The organism is Thalassobius sp. MITS945101 (assembly GCF_047123305.1).
GTDB lineage: Bacteria > Pseudomonadota > Alphaproteobacteria > Rhodobacterales > Rhodobacteraceae > Thalassobius.
On the sequence record NZ_CP138918.1, the window covers coordinates 3,216,703 to 3,241,528 of the forward strand.

The following is a 24,826-nucleotide window of genomic DNA, read 5'->3' on the forward strand; positions in this document are numbered from 1 at the left end:
CGTGTTTTTCCTTCGCGTCTTAGCGGAAGTTTGCGTGGACCGCGTTCAAAGCGGTCTGGTCGAGGTAGATGCCTGCCTCGTCCTGAATGGCGCGGGCAAAGGCAGCGTAGAGGTCTTCGGAGAGACCCGCGTCCCCTTGCTGCGACAACAAGGTGCGGAAGCCCGCAACCTCGGCGTCGCTCTCATCCGGGCCCTTTACTGCCGCCAGTTTGACCACAGCCACACCCTCGTTGCCACGGATCACAGTGGCGCCGTTTGCCTCCAGCTCAAACACCGCTTCAAGGAACCCCTGCGGTGCTTCGGCGATGAAATCGGAACGCAGAATGTCCACCTCTTCACGGGCCGTCAGGCCGAGCGTGGCCAAGTCAGCGCCCTGCACCAGTTGGTTGATCAGCAGCTCTGCCTGAGCCGCCAGCGCTTTGCTGGTTTCCTCGGACTGCCATGCGGCCTCTACCTCGGCACGGACATCGGACAGCGGGCGCAGCGCGGCGGGCAGGTCCTCTTCCCAGCGCAGCGCGGCAATGCCGCCGTCATCCAGACGGATCACCTCGGGGTAGTCGCCTTCCTGCACGGCCTGGGCGGCGGCGCGGAAATCAGCGTAACCTGCAATCGGATCTTCCGAACCGGCGTGCCAGTTGGTCGAGAGCAGTTTCAAGCCGCTTTCGCCTTCCAGCTCTTCCAGCGTGGCGCCACCTGCCAACAGATCATCCACGGTTTCCGATACACGATCGATCTGACGGCGGGCGGTGTCTGCGGCCAGTTCGGCCTGCAGTTCGGCGCGGGCTTCTTCCAGCGTGGTTTCCTGACCGGGCAGGATTGCGTTGACACGGAACAGCGCCGGACCCAGCGAGGTTTCAACTGGCCCCACCACCTCGGTCGAGGCGGCCGCGAATACGGCTTCGCCCGCGGTGCCAAGCGCCGCAGCGGTTACATCGCCCATGTCCACATCCGCCAGATCCAGACCACGGTCTGCCACCAGGGTTTCATAGTCTTTCTCGCCCGCATCGAGCGCGGCCTTTGCGGCCTCAGCGGTTTCAGCATCGGGGTAGATCAGACGTTCGACCAGGCGGCGTTCTGCGATCACAAACTGGTCGATCCGTTCGTCGTAGAGGTTTTGGATCAGGGCCGCATCCACGTCGATATCAGCAACCAAATCGTCAGGCGACAGCCACACATAGGTCAGCCGCTTCATTGCGGGGCTGGTGAACTGAGCGGCATTTGCCTTGTGGAACGCGTCCAGATCCGCGTCTGTTGCGGTGGCGATTGCATCTGCCAGATCGGCGGCAGTCAACAGCGCCCAGGTGAAATCACGCCGTTCACCCGCAAAGCCGATCAGGGTTTCGGCGTAAGTTGCACCCATCGGGGCCCCGCTGACGACGGCGCCTTGCAGGATGGCCCGCACGGTTTCGGCGTGCATCTCGGCTTCGAACTCCAGCTCGCTCAGACCGGCCTGTTGCAGGGCAAAACGGTAGCTGTCGCGATCAAATCCGTTTGGACCCTGGAAGTTGCTGATCGCCATGATCTGCTGGCCCAGGTTTTCATCCCCAATCGACAGGCCCAGATTTGCCGCCTCGTTGTTGAGAGCGGCCTGACCGATCAGACGTCCCAGAACCGCACGGTCGATGCCAAGGGCAGTGACCTGATCAAACGGCAGCGCCGAGCCGGTCTGCGCTTCAACGGCGCGGATGTCCTGTTGCAGGGCGCGGGCGTATTGGTTGACGTCGATGTTTTCATCACCGACCGAACCGACGCGGGTCACAGAGCCCGACAGGTTGGTCGCCCCGAACCCGCCGAGGCCGACGATCAACAGGCCCATCAGGCCCCACATAAAGGTTTTGGATGCTTTACCGCTCGCCATGATGTTCCCTTAACGTCCCGGGTTGTTTGAAATCTTGTCGCGAATGTTTAGGCCGAAGCCCCGTCTGGCACAAGGGCCGCAAGACGGGCAAACAGCGTCTTGATGCCGGCCCTGTCGATATTGGCAAAGGCGATCCGCATTTGCCGCTGCCCGCTGGGGTCATCCTCGGGCATGAACATGGTGCCGGGCAGGGCCAGAATGGCGGCCTCTTGCACCAGATCCTTGGCCAGCTGATCCGAGGGTTTGGCAAAGGGATGTTCGACATAGGCGAAATAGGCCCCAACCCCAAGGAGCTTCCAGCCCTGTGCCGCCAGCACGTCAAAGCCTTCCTCAATTGCAGCCCGCCGGTCGAGGATTTCCAGCCGTTCGCCCGCCAGCCAGTCGCCGAGGTTCTGCATCCCCCAAAGGGCGGCATGTTGCGCCAACTGGTTGGGGCAGATGGTGACGGTGTCGATGAACTTCTCCACCTCGGCCAGCCGTTCCGGTGCAGCCAACATGGCCCCCACACGGTGCCCGGTCAGCCGGTAGGCTTTGGAGAAGGAGTAGAGCTGGATCACCGTGTCCGACCAGTCAGGATCGGTGAACAGATCATGCGGCGCGCCGGAGTCGCTGTGGAAGTCGCGGTAAGTCTCATCGATCACTAGCGCCAGCCCGTGTTTGCGGGCCAGATCGCGGAAGGCGGCAATCACGCCTTGCGGGTATTCAACACCACAGGGGTTGTTCGGCGTGACCAATACCAGCGCCTTGGTGCGCGGAGTGATGAGCGCCTCAGCCTGTTTGGGATCTGGCAACATTCCATCGCCGGTGGCCAGCGGAACGGTTTTTACGCCGGACATGTCGAGCCACATTTTATGATTGAAATACCAAGGGGTTGGCAGGATAACCTCATCCCCTTCACCACAGAGTGAGATCATCGCCGCGCAGAAGGCCTGATTGCAGCCGGATGTGATGGCAACCTGATCGGCATGCACTGTTCCGTTGTACGTCTGAGACACCGATTTGGCGACTTCAGTCCGCAAGGCAGGCAGGCCCAGATCGGGACCGTAAAGATGGGCCTCTGGCAGGTTCAAAGCTGTCTCGGCAATGGCGCGGCGCAGCCCTTCGGTGGGTGGCTCCACCGGGGCAGCCTGACTGACGTTGATCAGCGGTTTGTCTGCGGCAAAAGTTACCCCGGAAATCCAGCGCCGCGCCTCCATCACAGGGGGCGGAAAGGTGGTCAGGGTGCGCGCCCGTGTCAGGGGGGTGGTCATAGCTGTCTCCTCCGGTCTTGGCGCGCGAGGATAGGCGGATCAGAGGCGGGGGCAAGGGGATAATGTACCGGTCCCCGCAAAGACCATCGCAATGGAAAAGGCGCCGCAGAGCGACGCCTTTGAGACAGTTCGAAAAGAACCGTGGATCAATCGGTGCCTCGATAGGGCTCGACGTATTGCAGGGCCATGTCCCAGGGGAAGAAGATCCAGGTGTCCTGGCTCACACCGGTGATGAAAGTGTCGACCATCGGCTCCCCGGCCGGTTTGGCGTAGACGGTGGCAAAATGCGCTTTGGGGAACATCTGGCGCACCAGTTCCAGCGTTTTGCCGCTGTCGACCAGATCGTCGATGATCAGGATGCCTTCGCCGTCACCCATCAGATCCGCATCGGGGCTTTTCAGCACCTGTGCTTCCCGCTGTTTGTCCTGCGCACCGCCACCCGAGTAGTAGGATTTCACCGAAATGGTGTCCACGGTGCGGATGTCCAGCTCGCGGCTGACAATCATTGCCGGGGCCATGCCGCCGCGGGTGATGGCCACAACCGCTTTCCACGCCCCGTTGTTCGGCCCCTTGCCGTCCAGACGCCACGCCAACGCGCGGCTATCGCGGTGGATTTGGTCCCAGCTGATGTGGAAGCCTTTCTCGTGGGGCAGACGGTCGGTCATGATGTACCTCATACGGAGTTTGTGGGCGTCGCTTTGCGGCAGATCACATCCCGCAGCGCCATTGTCGAATTAGTGCACTGCGATAATGCGCCTTGCGGACGGACGCAAGGAAAAGCCACCGAAGTTTGCCTATATGGTCGGTCGCCCAGAAGTCGGTCGCTTAGGGGGGGACAATGTAGCGCCCCTGTTCAACAGACACGACTGGCGGCACAAAAGTTTCCTCAAACTGCAGGTAGGCCGGTTGCAATTGCTGCCAGAAACCCTGCCATTGATGCCCCTCGGCCTCCGCCATGCGGGATGCGGTCATCCGAAACGGGAAGGCATGGACAGGCACCGCAGTTTGGCCGTTGCGCAGGGCCGCTTCGACCAGCAGGTAGATCTCCTCGATCAGCGGATCGGTCATGGCGTAGCACCCGATTGACACACAATCGCCATGCACCATCAGGAAACTGCCGGTGCGGCCCTGCGCGTGGTCATAGGTATTGGGAAAACCAAGTTTGAAGGACAGGTGGTAAGCGGAGCGCGGGTTCAGCGCGGCCAGATCAACCGCGTAGAAGCCTTCCGGTGACTGGCCGTCCCCCTCTTGCAGTTTCGGGCCAAGGGCGCCGGAAAAGGTGCAGATCGGGTAGGTTTTGTAGCGCTGATACTGATGGCCGTTTTGCACCCAAAGCTCCAGTTCCGCCTCTTCTTTGAAGAGGCGCAGATAGAGCGGTGCTCCGATCTGCAGGTCCTGTGCGGCAAGGTGTTCTGTCAGCCCCGGCAGAATGCGGGCGCGGATCTCGGAGATATCGGCGCGGAGACCCAAGGGGTTGCTCAGCTCATAAGGCAGGTGATTGCGGAACCGGTAGCCGGTCGCGAGGGCGGCAAGGGCAATCAGGCAAAGCAGAAATATCCAGATCCGCCGCATACCCGTCACCTACCGGTTCAGCATCAACGACAGGCCCAAGGCCCCGATGGCCGCCCCGCAGAGCCGGTCGATCACGGATTTTGCCTTAAGGTACAGCGTCTTAGCCGTCGATGTGGTGAAGATCAGCGCAAAGCAGGTATAGACCAGCGCCTCAAGGCTGAACACCAGCCCCAGCACCGATGCCTGCGACGAGAAGCTAAGCGGATCGGGGAAGATGGTGACAAACACAGCCGAGAAATAAAGCGCCGCTTTGGGGTTGGCCAGATTGGTCAACAGCCCCCCGGGCAGGCCCAGCAGCCGTTTGCGTCCATCGGTGTCCACCGGTCGATCCGCGCCTTGCCAGATCTGCAGGGCCATCCAGATCAGATAAGCGGCGCCAAACAGCTTTAGCGCGGAAAACAGCCAGGGCAGGGCGGTGAACAGCAGCGACAGGCCGGCAAAAGCAAAGCCCGCCCACAGCGTTGCCCCAAGCGACAGGCCCAGGCCAAAACGCAGCCCCACCCCACGTCCGTGGGCAAAAGCCTGCTGCATCAGCGCCATGATCGCAGGACTAGGGCTGAGAAGCGCCAGCAATTGCGTTGCCAGTAGCAGCAGGATTTGATCCAGACCAAAGCTCATCGACAGGGGTGACCTTACTTGCGGCCAGTGACGGCGTCGATATCCGGCGCGTCTACCGCCTTCATGCCAACCACGTGATAGCCCGCATCCACATGCAGGTTTTCGCCGGTCACACCGCTGCCCAGATCGCTGAGCATATAGAGCGCGGATTTGCCCACGTCCTCAATGGTGACATTGCGGCGCAGCGGCGAGTTCAGCTCGTTCCACTTCATAATGTAGCGGAAATCGCCAACGCCAGAGGCCGCCAGCGTTTTGATCGGACCGGCCGAGATGGCGTTTACACGGATGCCGTCTTTGCCCAGATCTTCGGCCAGATATTTGACCGAGGCCTCCAGCGCTGCCTTGGCAACCCCCATGACGTTGTAATGCGGCATCACCTGTTCGGCGCCGTAATAGGTCAGCGTCAGCGCACTGCCGCCATCCTTCATCAATTTCTCCGCCCGCTGCATCACCGCGGTGAAAGAATAACAGCTGATATCCATCGTCATGTTGAAGTTTTCACGGCTGGTGTCCAGATACCGCCCGCGCAGCTCGCTTTTGTCCGAAAAACCAATGGCATGCACGATGAAGTCGATCTTGCCCCACATCGCCTCAATCTCGGCAAAGGCCGCATCTAGCGAGGCCATGTCGGACACGTCGCAGTTAATCATCGTCTCCACGCCCAGCTGTTCCGCCAGCGGTGCGACCCGTTTTTTGAAAGCTTCACCCATATAGGTAAAGGCCATTTCCGCGCCTGCATCGGCGCAGGCCTTGGCAATGCCCCATGCGATCGACTTGTCATTTGCAAGCCCCATGATAACACCGCGTTTGCCTGCCATCAATCCGGCCATCAATTGGTTTGACATTATCCGTTCCCCGCCCAAATGTTTGCGTGCTCTCGTCCTTTAGGGGATGCGGGGCGTTTGCTCAAGGGCGCGGCTGACGTGGCGGCAGGGCAAAATGTGGATTTGCAAGACCGGGGCGACCGCCCCGATGGACAGGCCCAGGAGAGGGGCAATTGATATGAGTGAGCGTACAGGGATTTTTGCAGGCGACGATCCGTTTCAGATCGCCCGCGACTGGCTGGTGGAGGCCGAGGCCAGCGAACCGAATGATCCAAACGCCATTGCCCTGTCCACGGTGGACGGGGATGGGCTGCCGAATGCCCGGATGGTGCTGTTGAAGGAAATCGAAGACGCAGCCTTTGTGTTCTACACCAATTACGAAAGCGCCAAGGCGCAGGAAATAGACCAGGCGGGCAAAGCGGCCTTTGTGATGCATTGGAAGTCGCTGCGGCGTCAAATCCGGGTGCGGGGGCTTGTCACCAAGGAAGACGGCCCACAGGCCGACGCCTATTACAAGTCGCGCTCGCTGAAATCGCGACTCGGCGCTTGGGCGTCAAAACAGTCTCATCCGTTGGATTCGCGCACAACTTTGATGGGTGAGGTGGCAAAAATGACAGCTATGCATGGCCCTAATCCTGCGCGACCCTCCTTTTGGGGAGGTTACAGAATCACTCCGGTTGAGATTGAATTTTGGGCGGACGGGGCGTTCCGACTGCACGACCGGTTTGTTTGGCGGCGCAAAACTGCCAACGATCACTGGACGATAGAGCGCCTTTGTCCGTGATTTTCACGTGACGCGAAATGCAAATAGTTGAAAGACTTTCAACTTTTGCCTTGCAACAGCCTGCCTGTTTGTCACATGAAATATGTGGGGATGACGATCATGTGGGTTACGAAACAGTGAGAACTGAAGTGGAAGACGCCCGCAGGGTAATTGGTCTGGTGAAATGGTTCGACCCTATCAAAGGGTTCGGATTCGTTGTCGCTGACGAAGGGGGACCAGATATCCTGCTACATGCGAATGTGCTGCGCAATTTTGGGCAGAGTTCAGTCGCAGACGGCGCGAAGATAGAATTGGACGTCCAGGAGACGGACCGTGGCATCCAGGCTACCGAGGTGTTCAGCATTGAACCCCCCGTAGGTCAGGAAGGCGCGACCCTTGCGGATTTTGAGGACATAGATCCCGAAGTCATCCGCACCGCTCCTCTGGAACCAGCGCGTGTGAAATGGTTCGACAAGGGCAAAGGGTTTGGCTTCGCCAATATCTTTGGCCGCGGCGAAGATGTGTTTGTGCATGTCGAAGTGCTGCGGCGCTCTGGCCTGGCTGATCTGCAACCCGGCGAGGCCGTCGGCCTCAGGGTGATCGACGGCAAACGCGGCCGCATGGCGACAGAGGTCTGCGCCTGGGAAGCAGCCCTCAAAGGCGATGAATAAGATGAATAACTGGAAACGGCTGGCGCAGATCGCGCTGGCCGTTTTTTCTTGCCTCACCGCCAGCACCAGCGTGGCTGAGGCCAACTGCCGCGAGGATCTGATCCAGCTGAAAGGCCCCTGGGGGCAGGCGCAGTTCCGTGTCGAAGTGGCCGATGAACCCGTCGAACGCCAGCAGGGCCTGATGTTCCGCAAATCGATGCCACAGGGCGCGGGTATGCTCTTTGTCTATGAGTCGGAACGCACCGTCGCCTTCTGGATGCGCAACACGCTGATTCCACTGGATATGATCTTTGCAGATGCCGAAGGTCTGGTGCAGCGGGTGCATCACCGCGCTGTGCCTCTGGATGAAACGCTGATCCCCGGTGGCGACAATATCAAACACGTGCTGGAAATTAACGCGGGCCTCGCCAAAGCCTTGAAAATAGAGGCGGGCACCTTGCTGCGACACCCGGCGATTGATCAAAATGTGGCTGTTTGGCCCTGTGAGTGATTTTCGCTCTTTTCAATCCTCGCGACATTGTTTAGACCGCCCTCACGGTCCGGGGCGTAGCGCAGTCTGGTAGCGCACCTGTTTTGGGTACAGGGGGTCGCAAGTTCGAATCTTGCCGTCCCGACCATTTCTCTGACAAGAGAACCAAGAGGCGCAGGCATTCAGTTGCCGCGCCTCTTTGCTGTCCGGCTGACCAGTCGATTAAAACCGGTCGCAGAAACCCAGCCGCTTTCTTCTTGGCAAAAATATCCTGGGGTGAGCCGCCGCGCGGCGAGGGGCAAGGCCCCTTGTTCGACCTCAACACAGAATCAAATCTTGAGCAGGGGCGGTGCCGCCGAGACGCGCTGCGGGATAATCTGCAGAGCGATGCCAATATTTTGTGCAGGCTGCAAGATTTGTTCCATATCTGGGCGACTCTGGCAGCGGTTTTGACCTTTCGGATTCGGTGCGGCGCGGGCATTTGCCATTCTTGCCAAGCCAGCAAGGGCTTAGCGCCAATTGCCGCTTTGCAGCAAAAATCGCCACTTCATACAGCACTGCGGGATGCAACCGTTGGTGCCATACCGGTCAACAGGAAAATCTAAAAAATATCGAAATAAATCCGTTGACCGATTAGGGGGTGCCACGCCAATTTGTGGGGGCCAGCGGCGGGCTGCACCATATCTTGTGGCCGCAGGTGACAGGGACAGTTTCATCGGAACGGGGGAAACCCCCAACCTATTCTTCCTACGGTTCCATGGGGGTGGGGCCGAAGGCCAAGAGAGATGTGTGCTCCGCTGCTGGCACGAATGCAACGTCATTCGCCATTGGGACAGCTGATTTAACGGGGCAGCACACAGATGAAAATCGAGAGACAGTTCACCTCCGCCGGGCAAGATGCCTATGCCGATCTGGAGTTTACCAAAACCGCTTCAGAGATCCGAAATCCGGACGGAACGGTGGTGTTCCACCTTGATGAGATCGAAGTGCCCTCGAGCTGGAGCCAGGTGGCCTCGGATGTGATCGCACAGAAGTATTTCCGGAAGGCAGGGGTTCCTGTCGAGCTGAAGAAGGTGAAGGAAGCGGGGGTGCCAGAGTTCCTATGGCGCTCCATCCCTGCTTCCAAAACCACCGTGCTGGGGGGTGAAACCTCGGCCAAACAGGTGTTCGACCGTCTGGCCGGCGCCTGGACCTATTGGGGCTGGAAGGGCGGCTATTTCTCCAATGAGGAAGACGCCCGCAGCTACTACGACGAAATGCGCTACATGCTGGCGACCCAGCGCGCGGCGCCAAATTCACCGCAGTGGTTCAACACCGGTCTGCATTGGGCCTATGGCATCGACGGGCCGGGGCAGGGGCACCACTATGTGGATTACAAGACCGGCAAGCTGACCAAATCGAAATCCGCCTACGAACACCCGCAACCGCATGCCTGCTTTATTCAGTCCGTTTCCGATGATCTGGTCAGTGACGGCGGCATCATGGATCTGTGGGTGCGCGAAGCACGTCTGTTCAAATACGGCTCCGGCACGGGTACAAATTTCTCCTCCCTCCGTGCTGAAGGGGAAGCGCTGTCAGGTGGGGGCAAGTCCTCTGGCCTGATGGGCTTCCTTAAGATCGGGGATCGGGCCGCAGGGGCGATTAAATCAGGTGGCACCACTCGGCGGGCGGCCAAGATGGTGATCTGTGACGTGGATCACCCCGATATCGAAGAATTTGTGAACTGGAAGGTGAAGGAAGAGCAGAAGGTTGCCTCGATCGTTGCCGGTTCCAAGATGCACGAAGCCAAGCTGAACGACATTTTTGCCGCCATTCGCGCCTGGGATGGGGCGGCTGCGGATGCAACGGATCCCAAGGCCAACACCGGCCTGAAAACAGCGCTGAGGGAAGCCAAGAAGGTTGCGATCCCCGAAACCTATGTGAAACGTGTGCTGGACTATGCGCGGCAGGGCTATGACAGCATTGAGTTCCCCACCTATGACACCGACTGGGATTCCGAAGCCTATGCTTCAGTCTCGGGTCAGAATTCCAACAACTCGGTCCGGGTGACGGATGCCTTCCTGAAAGCGGTAGAGCAGGATGACGACTGGGCGCTGCTAAACCGCACGGACGGGCAGGTCTCCAAAACGGTCAAAGCACGCGATCTCTGGGAAGATATCGGCCATGCGGCATGGGCCTGCGCTGATCCGGGTATTCAGTTCCATGATACCGTCAACGCCTGGCACACCTGCCCCGAAGATGGTGAGATTCGCGGCTCAAATCCCTGTTCGGAATACATGTTCTTGGACGACACCGCCTGTAACCTGGCCTCAATGAACCTGCTGACCTTCTACAAAGACGGCACGTTTCAGGTGGCGGACTACATGCATGCCACGCGGCTTTGGACCATCACTCTGGAAATCTCGGTCACGATGGCGCAGTTCCCGTCAAAGGAAATTGCACAGTTGTCTTATGACTTCCGCACCCTGGGTCTGGGCTACGCCAATATCGGTGGCCTATTGATGAACATGGGGCTGGGCTATGACAGCGATCAGGGCCGCGCCATGGGGGCAGCGCTGACGGCAATCATGACCGGCGTCGCCTATGCCACCTCGGCTGAGATGGCGGGCGAGCTGGGCACCTTTGCCGGCTTTAAGCGCAACAGGGAGCATATGCTGCGGGTGATGCGCAACCACCGCACCGCCGCTTACGGCGCCACGGAAGGCTATGAAGGGCTGGCGGTGAAGCCGGTGGCGCTGGATCTAGGCAATGTACCGGATCAGCGTCTGGCACATTTGGCGATGCAGGCCTGGGATGAGGCGCTGGAAGTGGGTGAAAAACACGGCTACCGCAACGCGCAGGTTTCGGTGATTGCGCCCACTGGCACCATCGGCCTGGTGATGGATTGTGACACCACCGGGATTGAGCCGGATTTTGCCCTGGTGAAGTTCAAGAAACTGGCCGGCGGCGGGTACTTCAAGATCATCAACCGTTCGGTCCCGGCGGCGCTGGAAAACCTCGGCTACGGATCGGCCCAGATTGAGAAGATCATCTCTTACGCGGTCGGCCATGGCACAATGGGCAACGCGCCGGGGATCAACCACACTTCGTTGATCGGTCATGGGTTCACCAGCAATGAGATCGAGAAGGTCGAGGCCGCGCTGGCCACCGCCTTTGACATCCGGTTTGTGTTCAACCAGTGGACCCTGGGCGAGGAGTTCTGCCGCAATGCTCTGGGGATCCCGGCGGAGAAGCTGACCGATCCCTCCTTTGATCTGCTGCGCCATCTTGGGTTCAGCAAGGCGGATATTGATCTGGCCAATGACCACGTCTGTGGCACCATGACCCTAGAGGGTGCGCCGCATCTGAAAGAGGAACACTACAACATCTTCGACTGCGCCAACCCCTGCGGCAAGAAGGGCAAGCGCTACCTGAGTGTGGACAGCCACATCACCATGATGGCCGCCGCGCAGAGCTTTATTTCGGGCGCGATTTCGAAAACCATCAACATGCCCAATGACGCCACCATTGAGGACTGTAAGGCGGCTTATGAGCTCAGCTGGTCTTTGGGCATCAAGGCAAATGCGCTTTACCGCGATGGCTCCAAACTTAGCCAGCCATTGGCGGCCGCTTTGATCGAAGATGATGACGACGCCGCCGAGATTTTGGAGACAGGCACCCCGCAGGAAAAGGCGCAGGTGCTGGCCGAAAAGGTGATCGAGAAGGTCGTCGTCAAGGAACTGGTGCGCAGCCACCGCGAAAAGATGCCGGAACGGCGCAAGGGCTACACGCAGAAAGCGGTTGTTGGCGGTCACAAGGTCTATCTGCGGACCGGCGAATATAGCGACGGCTCGCTGGGTGAGATCTTCATCGACATGCACAAGGAAGGTGCCGGCTTCCGCGCGATGATGAACAACTTCGCCATCGCGGTTTCCGTGGGCCTGCAATACGGCGTGCCGCTAGAGGAGTTTGTCGACGCCTTCACCTTCACCAAGTTTGAACCGGCGGGGATTGTGCAGGGCAATGACTCGATCAAAAACGCCACCTCGATCCTGGATTACATTTTCCGTGAGCTGGCGGTCAGCTATCTGGATCGCACCGATCTGGCCCATGTGAAGCCGCAGGGGGCTTCGTTCGATGATATTGGTCGCGGCGTTGAGGAAGGTGTGAGCAACGTTGAGGAAATCAGCGAAACCGCCGCCAGCCGGTCGTTGGAGATGCTGAAACAGATCAGCTCGACCGGCTATCTGCGCAAACGGATGCCGGAGGATCTGATCGGGCTGCAAGTCCCAGATACGGCCGCGGATGTTGCGCCAACGGCTTCGCCGGAAACCTCTGACGTAGCCGTGGCCCCAGCGCCAGCAACTGCGATGGATGCACGGTCCAAGGCCAAGATGCAGGGCTATGAAGGCGAGGCCTGCGGCGACTGTGGCAACTACACTTTGGTGCGCAACGGCACCTGTATGAAATGCAATACCTGCGGAGCGACCTCTGGCTGCTCCTGACAGGCAACGATGTACCCTGAGGGCGGGTGCGCTCGTCCTCAACCCCGCGGAATGGGCATGCAGGCAAAAACAATTCGGGCAGTAACGACTGTGCCATTTCGCGAAACTGGCCCCCCTTGTGGGGGCCCTTTCTTTGGTGCATGTCAAGTGCTTTATTTGCCCCCATAGGTAGAACATCCTTGTTTTTAAGGGAATTTCTAAAAGAATACCGTAGTTTCCCGTTGGTCTAATCAGAGTGTGTTGTGTGTGCCGAGGGACAAGATGGAAATTCGTTCGATCAATGAAGATGAGGCAATTCCGGTAAACGTCGTAGAGGAACAGACGGAAGCGTCTGTTTCATCCCAGGAGGCAGACAATCGTGACGCCATCCACGAGATTGCAACGCGGGTCGGCAAGCTCTCGATCTCTCTGGCCTCTGCCTCCGGCGATATTGAAGACACCAGCGCACGCGTGAATGCAGAAGCTGAGGTTTTCCAAGAGCTTGCAGCGCAAACCGAACAGATGTCCGGACAGAGCCGTTCGGTGCTGGCCAGCGCAACCTCTGCGGTTGAGATGTCCTCCAACACCGAAGAAACCGTCACCGACACCTCCAAACGCCTGAGCCATATGGTGCATGATGTGACCGGTCTGATCGACAGCGTGTCCGGCATCTTCGAAAAACTCTCGGTGCTGGAAGAGACGCTGCAACGGGTGGCGACGGTTTCGGGCGAGGTCGACAATATCTCGCGCAAGACCAACCTATTGTCGCTAAACGCTTCCATCGAAGCAGCCCGCGCAGGCCGTCATGGCCGTGGCTTTATGGTGGTGGCGCAGGAGGTCAAAGACCTGTCAAACCTGACCAGCGAAGCGACCGGAGAGATTCAGGAAACCGTCGGTGAGCTGAGCCAAGAGCTGCGTGACCTGATGCAGGACGCCCAGCAAGCCGTTCATACAGCAGGAGAAATCCGCAAACAGACAGATGGCATCGGGTCCGAGATTGAAGCGATCCCAACAACCCTGTCCAAGATGACAGCCGCGCAGCGCGACATTCTATCCGCCTCGGAAGATATCTCAAAAGTGACCGGACAGGTGGGCGGATCGATCGCACAGCTGGCGCAGAAGGTGACGGACAGTTCGGAAAACCTGAAAGACGCCATCACCGCGATGCGGGATATCACCGAAAACGCCGAAGCCATCACTGGCATGGTGTCGCGTCTGGGCGTTGATACGGTCGACACGCCGTATATTGAAGCGGTGCAGGTGCTGGCGCAGAACATCTCGGAAACCTTCAGCGATGCGGTCAACGCGGGGCGGATCAGCCATCAGGAAATGATGGATCGCAATTACATGCCGATCCCGAACTCGGACCCGGCGCAGGTCATGGCGCGCTTCACCACATTCACCGATCAGGTGCTACCACCGTTCCAGGAAGCGATGCTGGGGTTTGCCGAGGATGTGGTTTTCTGTGCCGCTGTGAACAAAGACGGCTATCTACCGACACACAATAAGAAATTCTCTCTGCCGCAAATCCCCGGTGAGAGCGATTTCAACATGACCTACTGCCGCAACCGCCGCATCTTTGATGACCGGGTGGGGCTGGCCGCGGGCAATTCCACCCGCCCGTTCCTGTTGCAAGCCTACCGCCGGCAGATGGGCGATGGCGAATATGTCATGATGAAGGACCTCTCTGCCCCAATCTATGTCAACGGCGAACACTGGGGCGGGATCCGTCTGGCCTATAAGGTGTGAGGGGCGCGTTGCTCCCACAACTTCCGCGCGGAGGTCACAGTTCGGACGCTCCGCGGGGAGTATTTCAGATCATTGAAAGCGCTTTAGGACTTGCGGGTGGCCGCGAAGATCCACAGGGCCACAAGCGCAAAGGACGCAAGGGCGTTCCAGCTGGCCATCGACAGGCTCAGGAATTGCCAGGTCACCTGATCACACATCACCACGTCACCGCCGGTGGTGGACAGGAGATTGCCCATGTCCAGCCCGTTGCCGCCGCCGGAACAGCTGGTGGGGCCTTCCCACCAGCCGCGCTCAACCCCGGTGTGATAGGCGCCAATGCCGCCGGTGATCAGGGCTGCACCGCCGCCTAGCAAAGCCAGCAGGCGTTCGCCGCCCAGCACCATGGCCGCGCCGCCGATCACAATGGCGGCCGCATGGGGCCAGCGTTGCCACAGGCACATTTTACACGGCGCATAGCCAAGGAACTGAAAGAAGAAGGCGCCGCCCAAAAGCGCCATCGAGCCCAGCGTGGCCAATCCGATCAATGTGCGACGGTCAAGAGATTGGATCATAGGAATTTCACCAGATAGAAACCGCCAGCCAGGATGACGATAAAGAGAATGAACATCAGCCCCAGACGTTTCTCGATGAAGGCACGGATTGGGGCTCCGAATTTCCACAGCAGCGCAGCGACGATGAAGAAACGCAAGCCGCGGGCGATGATGGAGGTGATGACAAAGGTCATCAGCGGCAGGCCGGTCCAACCCGACATGATGGTGATGACCTTGAACGGGAAGGGGGTCAGCCCGGCAATGAGCACTGGCCAGAAGCCAAACTCGTTGAAACGGGTGTTGAACTCGCCTATGGCGTCTGCTTTGCCCAAGGCCTCCAGGATGGGTTTGCCCAGGCCTTCGTAGAAGAAGGCACCGATACCGTAGCCCGCCAGCCCGCCAAGGACTGAACCGACCAGAGCGGTGAGCGCAATCAGCCAGGCGCGCTGGGGGGCCGCCAGAACCATGGCGATCATCAGGACATCCGGCGGGATCGGAAAGACTGAGGCTTCGATAAAGGAAATTAGGAACAGCGCCCAAAGCGCCCGTGGATGATCGGCCAACGCCATCGTCCAGTCGTAAAGTCTCTGCAGCATCGCCTGTCCCTGTATCTGGCTGGCTTTGATGCCAGCTTATGGGGTCCTGTTACGCCATGACTTTAAAGGCGGGTCAACTGGTTTAGCAATTGGCTCACAAACTTGTGGGAACCTGCTGGCCTTGCCCACAGGGTTGGGCAACATTTTGCTGGAAATTCTGCGCTTTGGCTCTGGACCTCTGTTGGAGGGGGCGATAAACCCATCCGCAGTGCCCAAGTGGCGGAATGGTAGACGCAGGGGATTCAAAATCCCCCGCCAGCGATGGCGTGCCGGTTCGAGTCCGGCCTTGGGTACCACTTTGGACAAGTGTCTGAAGCACCGCAACTCCTGACTTTCTAGCAGCGATCCACTTAGCGGGAATTCACTGTGTACCGACCGCATGCACATTTCGTTTCATCGATGCGTCGCGTCAAAAAAAGGGGCGTTGCCGCCCCTTTGATATTCATTACAGATCGAATGTCCGGCCCGGGATCAGAACAGCAAGCTGGTCTTCATTGAGAACAGTTTGAGGCTCTTGTCATATTCGTTTGGACGAACGTTGTTCAGGCGGTCATAGGTGAACTCGAACCGGAGTGTGCCGAGGTCGGTGGCGGCTTCGGTGCCGATGCTCAGTGAAAATCCGCGTGCAGTGCTGTTGGCGTAAACGCCTGGGCCGTCTTCAGCGACGCCCTGTGCAAAGGCAAAACCGGCCATTGCGATGAAATCGAGGCCTTCCTGCATTTGGGTCGTGTAGACACCACGCACACGCGCGATCTTTTCAACACGGCACCAGTCGGGAGATGTATCGGAACAGGCGTTTGTGCCGCCGTAGCTCATCAGGGTGCCTTCCGACAGGTCGAGGCCCGCTTCCACGCCCAGGCTTTTGGTGTCGCTGATAGCGCGTCGGTAGCCAACGAGAACGCCAAGCGTTTTGTCGCCTCCCATTGTCGCGGAGGCAATGCCCGAGGAGCTGGTGCTGGACAGGGCGCCAAAAGCACCACCGAAGTAGGCGTCACTCTCTGCGGAAACCGAACCCGCAACGCAGGTTGCAGCAACAACGAGGGCGGAAAATTTCAATTTATTCATGTTCTTAAGTTCCTCTTTCCGAGGCCATAAAGAACGGTCGAGTATTGTTGTCAACGTCAACTGCATTTTGAGCCGTGGGGATGTGGCTTGCGCTTCGAAGTGTTGCACCGATGCATGTTCCAGCTCAGGTAGGGGGCTGAATGAGTGAACTCTGGAGTCGACGAAAATTGGGACACTCTTTCGTCATGGTCCCTCCACTTTTGACAGTGGCGGTGGGGTTGGAGGGGGCTTTGGACCTGATTCTGCCACGATTCGGGTCCGTTGATTCGACGGTTTTGCCGAAATTTGAACGCAATCAAGCGGGCCGAGCATGGTCAATCGCGCGGAAAAGCTTGGAATTGGCGGGTTTTTGAGAACAATCTGGTGGAATTCGTCGAAACCTGCGGCAATAATTTGACAGAACCTTTGGTCAGGCGGCTGTTCGTGAATGGGAAACAGTCATTCAATTCCAGATTGCACTTCTAGCGCCAATTGCATGAGTTTTAGGCGAGTGGGGGTGAATTTTTCCATAATGCGGAAAATTTCCCGCGTTATTTGGCGCGGTTTCTGACCCAATACGCCCCGCGCAATCGCGGCAAATTGACGAATTTAGACGAAAATTTGGCGAAAACGCTTGCATCATCCCTTTGTCTGAGCCGGTTACTTAAGTATGTATAGATAAGCCCAACTGGGGGGCGACGTCTGCTGGCTGCGGGGGCGGCCATCGAAAATAACGAGTGCATTCCGAGGAATGTGTGGCAATAGCCGCGTGACCTATCTGCTTGGTCATAACGCGCGGTGCCCCACCTGATGTCTATCGCAGGCATCGGGCCGGTAAAGATTTGGCTGCCGCCTTCTTCTTGCACGAATATGAGATTGGCACTGGATGTGTCTTGGCCGGGAAGCCGAGGGATGTCACCGCAACCGCGGTATGGGGCGCGCCCCATCGTAACGTGAAAGAGGGTAATTATGGCTGATTTGGTTCTCGATTGGTCCCTGTTTGGCTCCTACGGCACAGCCCTGGGCGGCACGACAACTGTTGATACCGGCGGTGTGAACGTAGAGGTCGGCTTCACCGCTCAGGATGAAGGCGCCGAAGCCTACACAATGAACATCGACACCTATGTCGGTGACGGTGAAGATTTTGATCCGAACTCCTCGGTCAAGCTGTTGGGTGCTGGTGGCGCTGCTGAGGGCAGCGAAGCCACTTCGACCCTGAGCATGGATTTCTCGTCGAGTTCCGAGCTGTACACCGACGACGTTCAAAATGTCAGCTTCCGTCTGAACGACATCGACGCGCTGACCGATCCGAACAACGAAGGCGGCATCCACCTCGATGGCATCACCATCGTGGCTTATGACGCGGACGGCAACATGGTGCCGGTCACCATCACCCCGGGCGCAGACGTGGTAGCGGGCGCTGACAATGTGATGGGTGGTCAGGCCTCCTGGGAAGTCACCGACGCTGAAGCCTCGGCCCTGGTTGAGATCGCTGGCCCGATCTCCCGTGTTGAAATCATGTATGAAAACACCGGTGAAGGTGCACAGCGCGCCTTTGTCAGCGACGTTCACTTTGAAACCGTTGACGTGACCGACCCCGAGCCCGAGCGTGACGGGATTGTCTGGGGCACCGAAGGCGACGATGTGATCGACGTGGATTACACCGGCGACAACGACGGTGACATGGTTGACGCCGAAGACAACATCTTCCCGGAAAACGAAGACAATGACGACGTGATCCGTGCGCTGGAAGGCGACGACACCGTTCTGGCCGGTCTGGGTGATGATGACATCGAAGGCGGCGACGGCAACGACTCGATCATGGGGGAAGAGGGCGACGACCTGATCGTTTCCGGCCCCGGTGCTCTGGACGGTGCGCTGCCGGATCTGGGCTACCCCGACATTTACCCGTCGGATGATGATCCCAACAACGACCGTGACTATGTTGATGGCGGCATCGGGGATGACACCATTTCGACCGGTGACGACGCCGACACCATTGTGGGTGGCGCAGGTGACGACCTGATCGACGGTGGCATCGACGCGGATGACATCGAAGGCAACAGCGGCGCCGACACCATCATCGGTGGTGAAGGCTCTGACACCATCAACGGTGGTTCGGGTGATGACCTGATCTACGGTGGTCTGGACCCGATCTTCCCGGATGCGGTTAACATTCCCGATGAAACCGATCTGGTGCCGAACAACGGCATGGACGTGATCAACGCGGGTTCCGGCAACGACACCGTTTACGGCGCCGACGACGATGATGAAATCGCAGGCGGCACCGGCAACGACTATCTGGATGGTCAGATCGACGAAGACACCATCTACGGTGGCGAAGGCGAAGACACCGTGATTGGTGGCGACGGCAACGACGAGCTTTATGGTGGCGCAGGCGCCGACGAAATCTCGGGTGGTGCAGATCGTGACAGCATCGTTGGCGCAACCGCAGGCGACGTGATCGCCGGTGGTTCAGAAGGCGACGACTGGGATACGCTGGATCTGACCGATGCGGGCGCGTTCCGTCTGGTGGATGTTGTCACCGACAGCGATGGCAACGGCTTTGACGGCACCATCGAATTCCTGGGCGACGAAGGCGAAGTCACTGGCACCTCGACCTTCACCAACATCGAAGAAATCGTGCCCTGCTTTACCCCGGGCTCGCTGATCGCAACGCCGAAAGGCCAGCGTCGTGTCGAAGAGCTGCGCGAAGGTGACAAGATCATCACCCGCGACAACGGCATCCAGGAAATTCGCTGGGTTGGCCAGAAGCGCATGAACGGCATCGATCTGGCGCGTCAGCCCAGCCTGCAGCCGGTTCTGGTGCGCAAGGGTTCGCTGGGCAACGGCCTGCCTGAGCGTGACATGATGGTGTCGCCGAACCACCGCGTTCTGGTTACCAACGAGAAGGTGAACCTCTACTTCGACGAAACCGAAGTTCTGGCCTCGGCCAAACATCTGGTGGGTCTGGACGGTATCCACAAAGTGAACGTGGTGGGCACCACCTACATTCACTTCATGTTCGACCAGCACGAAGTGGTTCTGTCGGATGGCTCCTGGACCGAAAGCTTCCACCCGGGCGATTACACCCTCAAGGGCATCGGTCGTGAGCAGCGTGAGGAAATCCTGACCCTGTTCCCGGAACTGAAAGAAAAAGAAGGTCTGGAAAACTACCATGCCGCCCGTCGCTCGCTGAAAAAGCACGAGGCGCAGATCCTGACCCTCAAGCGCTAACCTTTCAGGTTTGCAGCGCGCGAGGCTGATGGGGATCGGGCTCGCGCTGGAAAAGGAATAGGGGGCTGTTCCTTTTCCCAATCTCGCGCCGCTCTGACGTGGAATGGACCCCTCTGGGGTGCCACATTCTACATCGGGGCGGCGTTTTTCTGTTTAAAGTTGTCTAATAAGGCGTTGAAAATCTTCAATTCACAGGGATTGACTGCTGCCAGGTCAATTGCCCGTTTGCGGTCCAAGTCTCGCCGCATTGCTCTGGCTATATGACACCGTAAATCTACACCTGTTGCCTTAAATGAAGAGGTTTCGGGCCGTATACGGATGTATAGGCATGACCCATAACGAGCAGAGACTTATGCCAGAACCAACGATGAAAGACACCGCAGCGCGCTGCGGTCTTTGTGCTGTTGTGGCCTCTCTTGCCGTTACACAGGCGGGGGGCACGGCATGAACGGAAGCTTTATTCTGTACGGCAACGACCTGTTGTCTGACCCCGATCTGGCGTTTGCGGGTGGTATCCTTTCCGTCACCGGAGGGGATGCGGTTTTCACTGGCTCGCAGGTGGTGGTGTTTGATGTCCAAGATGCGGCGGCAAACGGCGAGTTTACCAATGGCACCACGCTGACCGGCGCAAGGGTTTATGCGACTTATGAGGACTACCTCAGCGGCACCGTGCAGTTCAACTACAGCGGCACAGCCAGCGTCGCAACGGGGCCGGAGGCAATGGGCGACAGCTATCTGGTTGTCGATCTTGCCGGTCTGACCTCCGTCGATGCGGGCGCGCCCGTGTTGCAGGAAACGCTGCTGGCACCGAACAGCGACGCGACCTATGCAGATGGTGATCTGGATCTGGCGCATCAGCTGAACATGGACCTGAACGGTGACGGCAGCATTGGCGCCGTGCCGGAACTGGGCAATGGCATCTTCAATCTCTCCTCGGCAAATTTCCTTTATCAGGGCGCAACCGGTGAGGCCTTTGTTGTTGAAGGCACCCAGGGCGACGATGAGATCGTCAGCGGCTATCTGGGCGACCCGGACGGCGATCAAATCGACAATGCAGATGCGGCAGATGGGTCTGACGATGACGTCATCCGTGCGGGCGCCGGCAATGACACCGTTGTGGCGGGTGCAGGCAACGATCTGATCGAGGGCGGCGCGGGCGATGACCGGCTGGAAGGTGGCCGTGACAATGACACCATCGACGGTGGCACAGGGCATGATGCGATCTGGGGCGGCTCGGGCAATGACTCGGTCCTTGGTGGCAGCGGCAATGACAGCGTTGAGGCCTATGATGGCAACGATTACGTCGAAGGCGGCGACGGTGACGACTGGATGAACGGCGACCGTGGCGATGACACGTTGATCGGCGGCGCGGGCAATGACTGGATGCGGGGGTCTTTCGGCAATGAGCTGATGGAAGGCGGCACCGGCGACGATTACATCTGGTCCGGCTATGGTGACGATACCATCCGGATGGAGAATGACTTCGGCAATGACACCATCCTGATGGAAGGGGTGGATGAGGTCAGCGGCGACGTCTTGGACCTGACAGCCATCACGGACGATCTGACCATTGATCTGGGTGCCAATCAGGCGGGCCGCGGCACGTTGAGCGATGGTACCTCGACCGCCAGCTTCGAGGATGTGGAGCAACTGTTGCTGGGCTCTGGCAACGATACCGTGAAAATCTCGGACTTTGGCGGCAGCGACAGCGTGACCGGTTTCCGCCTGCCCGAAGAGAACGGCGACGGAAGTTACACCGTATTTGACCGGCTCGACTTGTCGGGCATGACCGATGAGGATGGCAATCCGCTGGGGGCGGGGGATGTGCGTCTGGATGCGGATGACGCGGGCCACGCGGTTTTGATCTTCGCAAAAGGCGAAAGCCTGAAGCTGGTTGGGGTTGCCCTGTCGGATCTGAGCGACCTTGTGCAAAAGGCTATTGGCCTGCCTGGTGGTGCAGAGGCCCCGCCGGTACCAGGTCTGGACGGGGTGGTTTCGGGCACCGATGAGGCCGATGTGATCGACACGGACTACATTGGCGATCCCGATGGCGACCGGGTGGATGGCGACGATGCCATTGCTGCCGGGGCCGGTCCCAATGATGATGTGATCGAAGCAGGCGCAGGCGACGATCACGTTTCGGCGGGGGCAGGCAACGATCTGCTGCGCGGCGAAGCGGGCGCGGACACTTTGGACGGTGGTGCGGGTGACGACTACCTGATTGGCGGCGATGACAATGACAGTATGATCGGTGGTGCAGGCAACGACACGCTGATCGGGGGCGACGGCAACGACAGCCTTGTGGGCGGCGGCGGCGACAGCTGGCTGGAAGGCAATGACGGCGAAGATAACTTCTATATCGGGGCCGGTGACATTGCTTTTGGCGGGGCTGGCGACGACCGCTTCGACATCAATCGCGAAACGCTGGAACCCGGCGCCGAGCTGACCATCGATGGCGGTTCTGAGGGCGAAGATCTGGGCGACCGGTTGGAAATCTACGGTCCCGCCACCATCACCTATGACGAAGACGACGCGGAGTCCGGCACGGTGACCTGGGGCAACGGGGCAACGCTGCGGTTCAGCGACATTGAAAAAGTCCTGCATGTGCCGTGCTTTACCCCTGACAGCCAAATCCTGACCTTTCTTGGCGAAATGCCGGCGGCGGAATTGAAGGTGGGTGATCGGGTGATGACGCGGGATGACCGGTTTCAACCTATCCGCTGGATTGGGCGGCGGGATCTGACCGCCGCGGAATTGACCGCAACCCCTGCGCTGCGCCCCGTACGGATCAAGGCCGGTGCCTTGGGCGACGGTCTGCCCGTTCGTGACCTTACCGTTTCACCGCAGCACCGGATGCTGATTTCGGGGGGCAAGGTGGCGCTGTGGTTTGGCGAGGATGAGGTCTTTGTCCCTGCGGTGCAGTTGACCTGTCTGGACGGGGTGGAGCAGATGGACGTGAAAGAGGTGTCCTATATCCACTTCATGTTTGACCGCCATCAACTGGTGCTGGGCGATGGCGCCTGGAGTGAGAGTTTTCAGCCCGGTGACATGACGCTGGCTGGCATGGATCAGGCGCAGCGCGCCGAATTGCTGGTGCTGTTTCCAGAACTGGCCGAGACCGCGCACAGCTATACGGCCGCGCGTCCAACCCTGTCGGGGCAAGAAACGCGCGTGTTGTTTGGCACCTGAGCAATCGATCAAAAATGCGGTGGAAGAGGGGCTTTGCCCCTCGAGGCTGCGCCTCTCACCCCAGGATATTTCTGCCAAGAAGAATTAGCGCTGTCTCGCGCGCCACGCAGCCCAGGCCTCGGGTGTGTCGAGGTCGGTGAGCGCGTGTTCTGCGGGCAGCGGCACCAAAGTGATGTGGCGCTGGCTTGCCTTTAAGACAGAACGCGCGCCAGTGTCGCCCTGCAGGATTTGCAGCGCTGCAAAGAGGCGGCGCGGGAAGATCACCGGATGGCCGGGGGTGCCGTCTGCGGTGGTCGCGCGGGTGATCTGGTCTGTTTGGTGGGCGGCCAGGACGGTTTGCAGATCCTCAGTTGTCAGATCGGGCATGTCGGCGGGCAGGATCATCACATCGGTGATATCGGCGGGCAGGGCGCTGATACCGGTTCTGAGCGAGGCGCCCATGCCCTCTGCCGCCTCTGGCACAGGGATGGCGGTGACGGCCTTTGGCAGCAGTGCAAAGCGGGGATGGGTGAGATCCGGCAGGCAGGTGAAAACCTGCAGACCGGTGGCCAAAGCGCGATCTGCAATGCGGCTGAGAAGGGGGAGGCCGTCCACCTGTTCCGCCAGTTTGTCCCGACCTGCGCCCATACGGGTGGAGCCACCAGCGGCAAGGATCAAGATGGCGGGTTTCACAGTTTGCCGATTTTCAGCTTGGTGACACGGTTGTCTTTGCGGCCGGTGACGCGGAACTGGAAACCGTGGAAGGAGAAGGCCTGTCCCACAGTGGGGATCATCTGGGCCTCATGGATCACCAGACCGGCAATGGTATTGGCCTCTTCATCCGGCAGATCCCATTCCAAGGCGCGGTTCAGGTCACGGATGGTCATGGCGCCGTCGACCACAAACTGGCCGTCTTTGGTTTTCTGCACCATATGGTCGGCGTCAGCGTCATATTCATCGGTGATTTCGCCGACGATCTCTTCCAGGATGTCTTCCAGCGTGATCAGACCTTCGAGCGAGCCATATTCATCCACCACCAACGCAAAATGGGTGCGGCGGCGCAGGAACTGGCGCATCTGGTCGTCCAGTGTGGTGGTGTCCGGCACAAAATAGGGCGGTGTAGCGACGGTACGGATGTCGAAGCCTTTCAACCCACCGGCTTTGCTGTCGAAGGCGTGTTTGTGGATGGCGCGCAGCAGCTCTTTGGCGTGGACCACCCCGATGATGTTGTCGGGATCATCTTTGAACACCGGCAGCCGGGTGTGGTTGCTTTCCATACATTGCGCCACGATGGCTTCGGGATCCTCATCGGCGTTTACCATCTCGATCTGGCTGCGGTGGAGCATGATCTCTTCCACGGCGCGGTCCGACAAGTCCAACGCGCCAAGGATCCGGTCGCGGTCCTCTTTTTCCACCACCCCTTCTGAGCGTCCCAGCTGCAGGGCGCCAGCGATCTCTTCGCGCACCGCAAGGATATGGCTGTCAGGGTCGGTTTTCACGCCGAAGAGGCGCAGCACAAGGCGCACCAGCATCCGCACTGCGCTGACCACAGGGGCAAAGACGGTGATCACCAGTTGAATAACCGGCGAGGCTTTGGCGGCGGCGCTTTCGGGATTGGTGATGGCGTAGGTTTTGGGCAGCACCTCGGCGAAGATCAGCACCAGAAGGGTCATCACCAGCGTCGCCAGTGCCACGCCGCTTTCGCCAAAGAGACGGGTGAACAGGGCGGTGGCCAGGGAGGTGGCCAGTATGTTGACCAGGTTGTTGCCCAAGAGCACCGACCCGATCAGCCGTTCATTGTCTTCGGTGATGCGCAGCGCGCGGGCCGCCCCGCGCGAGCCTTTGTCGGCCTGCGTGCGCAGCTTGCCACGGGAGGCGGCGGTCAGAGCGGTTTCCGAGCCCGAGAAGAAGCCAGACAGCACCAGAAGCAAGAGGATCGACCCGGTGGTGATCCAAAACGCGCTGTCAATTGTTAGGCCTGTGCTTTCCATTCTATCGGGTCCTGTCCCCAGTC

At 59.2% G+C, this 24,826-nt stretch carries 19 protein-coding genes and 2 tRNA genes; 10 read left to right on the top strand and 11 right to left on the bottom strand.

Annotated features, from left to right (window positions below):
* Nucleotides 1-19: 19 nt before the first annotated feature.
* The 6 genes from SIC14_RS15950 to fabI form a co-directional block, all read right to left on the bottom strand.
* Nucleotides 20-1,858 carry a peptidyl-prolyl cis-trans isomerase gene (locus SIC14_RS15950; protein ID WP_412562901.1) on the bottom strand — a complete coding sequence of 613 codons (1,839 nt, stop codon included), beginning with the start codon at nucleotides 1,856-1,858 and terminating at the stop codon, nucleotides 20-22.
* A gap of 47 nt (nucleotides 1,859-1,905) precedes the next feature.
* A complete protein-coding gene (locus tag SIC14_RS15955) occupies nucleotides 1,906-3,108 on the bottom strand; it encodes an aminotransferase (protein ID WP_412562902.1) in 1,203 nt (400 codons plus the stop codon).
* Nucleotides 3,109-3,254: 146 nt separating this feature from the next.
* Nucleotides 3,255-3,773, bottom strand: a complete 519-nt coding sequence (gpt, locus tag SIC14_RS15960) for a xanthine phosphoribosyltransferase (protein WP_412562903.1) — start codon at nucleotides 3,771-3,773, stop codon at nucleotides 3,255-3,257.
* Between the two features lie 160 nt (nucleotides 3,774-3,933).
* Entirely contained in the window at nucleotides 3,934-4,680 is a 747-nt protein-coding gene (locus SIC14_RS15965; protein ID WP_412562904.1) for a L,D-transpeptidase family protein, read from the bottom strand.
* 9 nt (nucleotides 4,681-4,689) lie between these two features.
* Nucleotides 4,690-5,298: a LysE family translocator gene (locus tag SIC14_RS15970; protein ID WP_412562905.1), complete on the bottom strand. Its 609-nt coding sequence runs from the start codon at nucleotides 5,296-5,298 to the stop codon at nucleotides 4,690-4,692.
* 14 nt (nucleotides 5,299-5,312) lie between these two features.
* Nucleotides 5,313-6,143: an enoyl-ACP reductase FabI gene (gene fabI, locus SIC14_RS15975; RefSeq protein ID WP_412562906.1), complete on the bottom strand. Its 831-nt coding sequence runs from the start codon at nucleotides 6,141-6,143 to the stop codon at nucleotides 5,313-5,315.
* A gap of 157 nt (nucleotides 6,144-6,300) precedes the next feature.
* Here fabI and pdxH point away from each other — a divergent pair, with 157 nt between their 5' ends.
* From pdxH to SIC14_RS16010, 7 genes are all read left to right on the top strand, one after another.
* Nucleotides 6,301-6,906, top strand: a complete 606-nt coding sequence (gene pdxH / locus SIC14_RS15980) for a pyridoxamine 5'-phosphate oxidase (RefSeq protein WP_412562907.1) — start codon at nucleotides 6,301-6,303, stop codon at nucleotides 6,904-6,906.
* 116 nt (nucleotides 6,907-7,022) lie between these two features.
* Entirely contained in the window at nucleotides 7,023-7,556 is a 534-nt protein-coding gene (locus SIC14_RS15985; RefSeq protein WP_412565883.1) for a cold-shock protein, read from the top strand.
* Between the two features lies 1 nt (nucleotide 7,557).
* Nucleotides 7,558-8,046, top strand: coding sequence for a DUF192 domain-containing protein (locus tag SIC14_RS15990; RefSeq protein ID WP_412562908.1), 489 nt, complete (start codon nucleotides 7,558-7,560; stop codon nucleotides 8,044-8,046).
* A 50-nt stretch (nucleotides 8,047-8,096) separates the two neighbouring features.
* A tRNA-Pro gene (locus tag SIC14_RS15995) sits at nucleotides 8,097-8,173 on the top strand.
* A 160-nt stretch (nucleotides 8,174-8,333) separates the two neighbouring features.
* Entirely contained in the window at nucleotides 8,334-8,630 is a 297-nt protein-coding gene (locus SIC14_RS16000) for a hypothetical protein (RefSeq protein ID WP_412562909.1), read from the top strand.
* Between the two features lie 255 nt (nucleotides 8,631-8,885).
* The gene (locus SIC14_RS16005) at nucleotides 8,886-12,509 is read left to right on the top strand and encodes a vitamin B12-dependent ribonucleotide reductase (RefSeq protein WP_412562910.1); all 3,624 of its coding nucleotides are present in this window, start codon (nucleotides 8,886-8,888) and stop codon (nucleotides 12,507-12,509) included.
* 261 nt (nucleotides 12,510-12,770) lie between these two features.
* On the top strand, nucleotides 12,771-14,237 hold the full coding sequence (locus SIC14_RS16010; protein WP_412562911.1) for a methyl-accepting chemotaxis protein: 1,467 nt from the start codon (nucleotides 12,771-12,773) through the stop codon (nucleotides 14,235-14,237).
* A gap of 83 nt (nucleotides 14,238-14,320) precedes the next feature.
* On the opposite strand, the gene SIC14_RS16015 is transcribed toward SIC14_RS16010, so the two are convergent.
* Entirely contained in the window at nucleotides 14,321-14,788 is a 468-nt protein-coding gene (locus SIC14_RS16015; protein ID WP_412562912.1) for a disulfide bond formation protein B, read from the bottom strand.
* Entirely contained in the window at nucleotides 14,785-15,363 is a 579-nt protein-coding gene (locus SIC14_RS16020; RefSeq protein ID WP_412562913.1) for a YqaA family protein, read from the bottom strand. Before SIC14_RS16020 ends, SIC14_RS16015 begins: the two co-directional genes overlap by 4 nt.
* Before the next feature lie 210 nt (nucleotides 15,364-15,573).
* Here SIC14_RS16020 and SIC14_RS16025 point away from each other — a divergent pair.
* A tRNA-Leu gene (locus tag SIC14_RS16025) sits at nucleotides 15,574-15,659 on the top strand.
* A 175-nt stretch (nucleotides 15,660-15,834) separates the two neighbouring features.
* Here SIC14_RS16025 and SIC14_RS16030 read toward each other — a convergent pair.
* Nucleotides 15,835-16,428: a hypothetical protein gene (locus tag SIC14_RS16030; RefSeq protein ID WP_412562914.1), complete on the bottom strand. Its 594-nt coding sequence runs from the start codon at nucleotides 16,426-16,428 to the stop codon at nucleotides 15,835-15,837.
* Nucleotides 16,429-17,376: 948 nt separating this feature from the next.
* Between SIC14_RS16030 and SIC14_RS16035 the strand changes: the two genes are divergently transcribed.
* Together SIC14_RS16035 and SIC14_RS16040 are read left to right on the top strand one after the other, a co-directional pair.
* Entirely contained in the window at nucleotides 17,377-19,644 is a 2,268-nt protein-coding gene (locus SIC14_RS16035) for a Hint domain-containing protein (RefSeq protein WP_412562915.1), read from the top strand.
* A gap of 444 nt (nucleotides 19,645-20,088) precedes the next feature.
* Complete coding sequence (locus SIC14_RS16040; protein WP_412562916.1) at nucleotides 20,089-22,833, top strand: Hint domain-containing protein; 2,745 nt, start codon at nucleotides 20,089-20,091, stop codon at nucleotides 22,831-22,833.
* An 84-nt stretch (nucleotides 22,834-22,917) separates the two neighbouring features.
* Here SIC14_RS16040 and SIC14_RS16045 read toward each other — a convergent pair whose 3' ends face one another.
* The gene (locus tag SIC14_RS16045) at nucleotides 22,918-23,505 is read right to left on the bottom strand and encodes an NTP transferase domain-containing protein (RefSeq protein WP_412562917.1); all 588 of its coding nucleotides are present in this window, start codon (nucleotides 23,503-23,505) and stop codon (nucleotides 22,918-22,920) included.
* A complete protein-coding gene (locus SIC14_RS16050) occupies nucleotides 23,502-24,803 on the bottom strand; it encodes an HlyC/CorC family transporter (RefSeq protein ID WP_412562918.1) in 1,302 nt (433 codons plus the stop codon). Before SIC14_RS16050 ends, SIC14_RS16045 begins: the two co-directional genes overlap by 4 nt.
* Nucleotides 24,804-24,826: the final 23 nt, after the last annotated feature.

Coding starts and splice junctions, on each gene's coding strand:
- SIC14_RS15965 (WP_412562904.1), bottom strand. CDS start 4,680: ATGCGGCGGATCTGGATATTTCTGCTTTGCCTGATTGCCCTTGCCGCC.
- SIC14_RS16035 (WP_412562915.1), top strand. CDS start 17,377: ATGGCTGATTTGGTTCTCGATTGGTCCCTGTTTGGCTCCTACGGCACA.
- SIC14_RS15990 (WP_412562908.1), top strand. CDS start 7,558: ATGAATAACTGGAAACGGCTGGCGCAGATCGCGCTGGCCGTTTTTTCT.
- SIC14_RS16015 (WP_412562912.1), bottom strand. CDS start 14,788: ATGATCCAATCTCTTGACCGTCGCACATTGATCGGATTGGCCACGCTG.
- SIC14_RS16005 (WP_412562910.1), top strand. CDS start 8,886: ATGAAAATCGAGAGACAGTTCACCTCCGCCGGGCAAGATGCCTATGCC.
- SIC14_RS16040 (WP_412562916.1), top strand. CDS start 20,089: ATGAACGGAAGCTTTATTCTGTACGGCAACGACCTGTTGTCTGACCCC.
- gpt (WP_412562903.1), bottom strand. CDS start 3,773: ATGACCGACCGTCTGCCCCACGAGAAAGGCTTCCACATCAGCTGGGAC.
- SIC14_RS16020 (WP_412562913.1), bottom strand. CDS start 15,363: ATGCTGCAGAGACTTTACGACTGGACGATGGCGTTGGCCGATCATCCA.
- SIC14_RS16050 (WP_412562918.1), bottom strand. CDS start 24,803: ATGGAAAGCACAGGCCTAACAATTGACAGCGCGTTTTGGATCACCACC.
- pdxH (WP_412562907.1), top strand. CDS start 6,301: ATGAGTGAGCGTACAGGGATTTTTGCAGGCGACGATCCGTTTCAGATC.
- SIC14_RS15955 (WP_412562902.1), bottom strand. CDS start 3,108: ATGACCACCCCCCTGACACGGGCGCGCACCCTGACCACCTTTCCGCCC.
- SIC14_RS16010 (WP_412562911.1), top strand. CDS start 12,771: ATGGAAATTCGTTCGATCAATGAAGATGAGGCAATTCCGGTAAACGTC.
- SIC14_RS15950 (WP_412562901.1), bottom strand. CDS start 1,858: ATGGCGAGCGGTAAAGCATCCAAAACCTTTATGTGGGGCCTGATGGGC.
- SIC14_RS15970 (WP_412562905.1), bottom strand. CDS start 5,298: ATGAGCTTTGGTCTGGATCAAATCCTGCTGCTACTGGCAACGCAATTG.
- SIC14_RS16030 (WP_412562914.1), bottom strand. CDS start 16,428: ATGAATAAATTGAAATTTTCCGCCCTCGTTGTTGCTGCAACCTGCGTT.
- fabI (WP_412562906.1), bottom strand. CDS start 6,143: ATGTCAAACCAATTGATGGCCGGATTGATGGCAGGCAAACGCGGTGTT.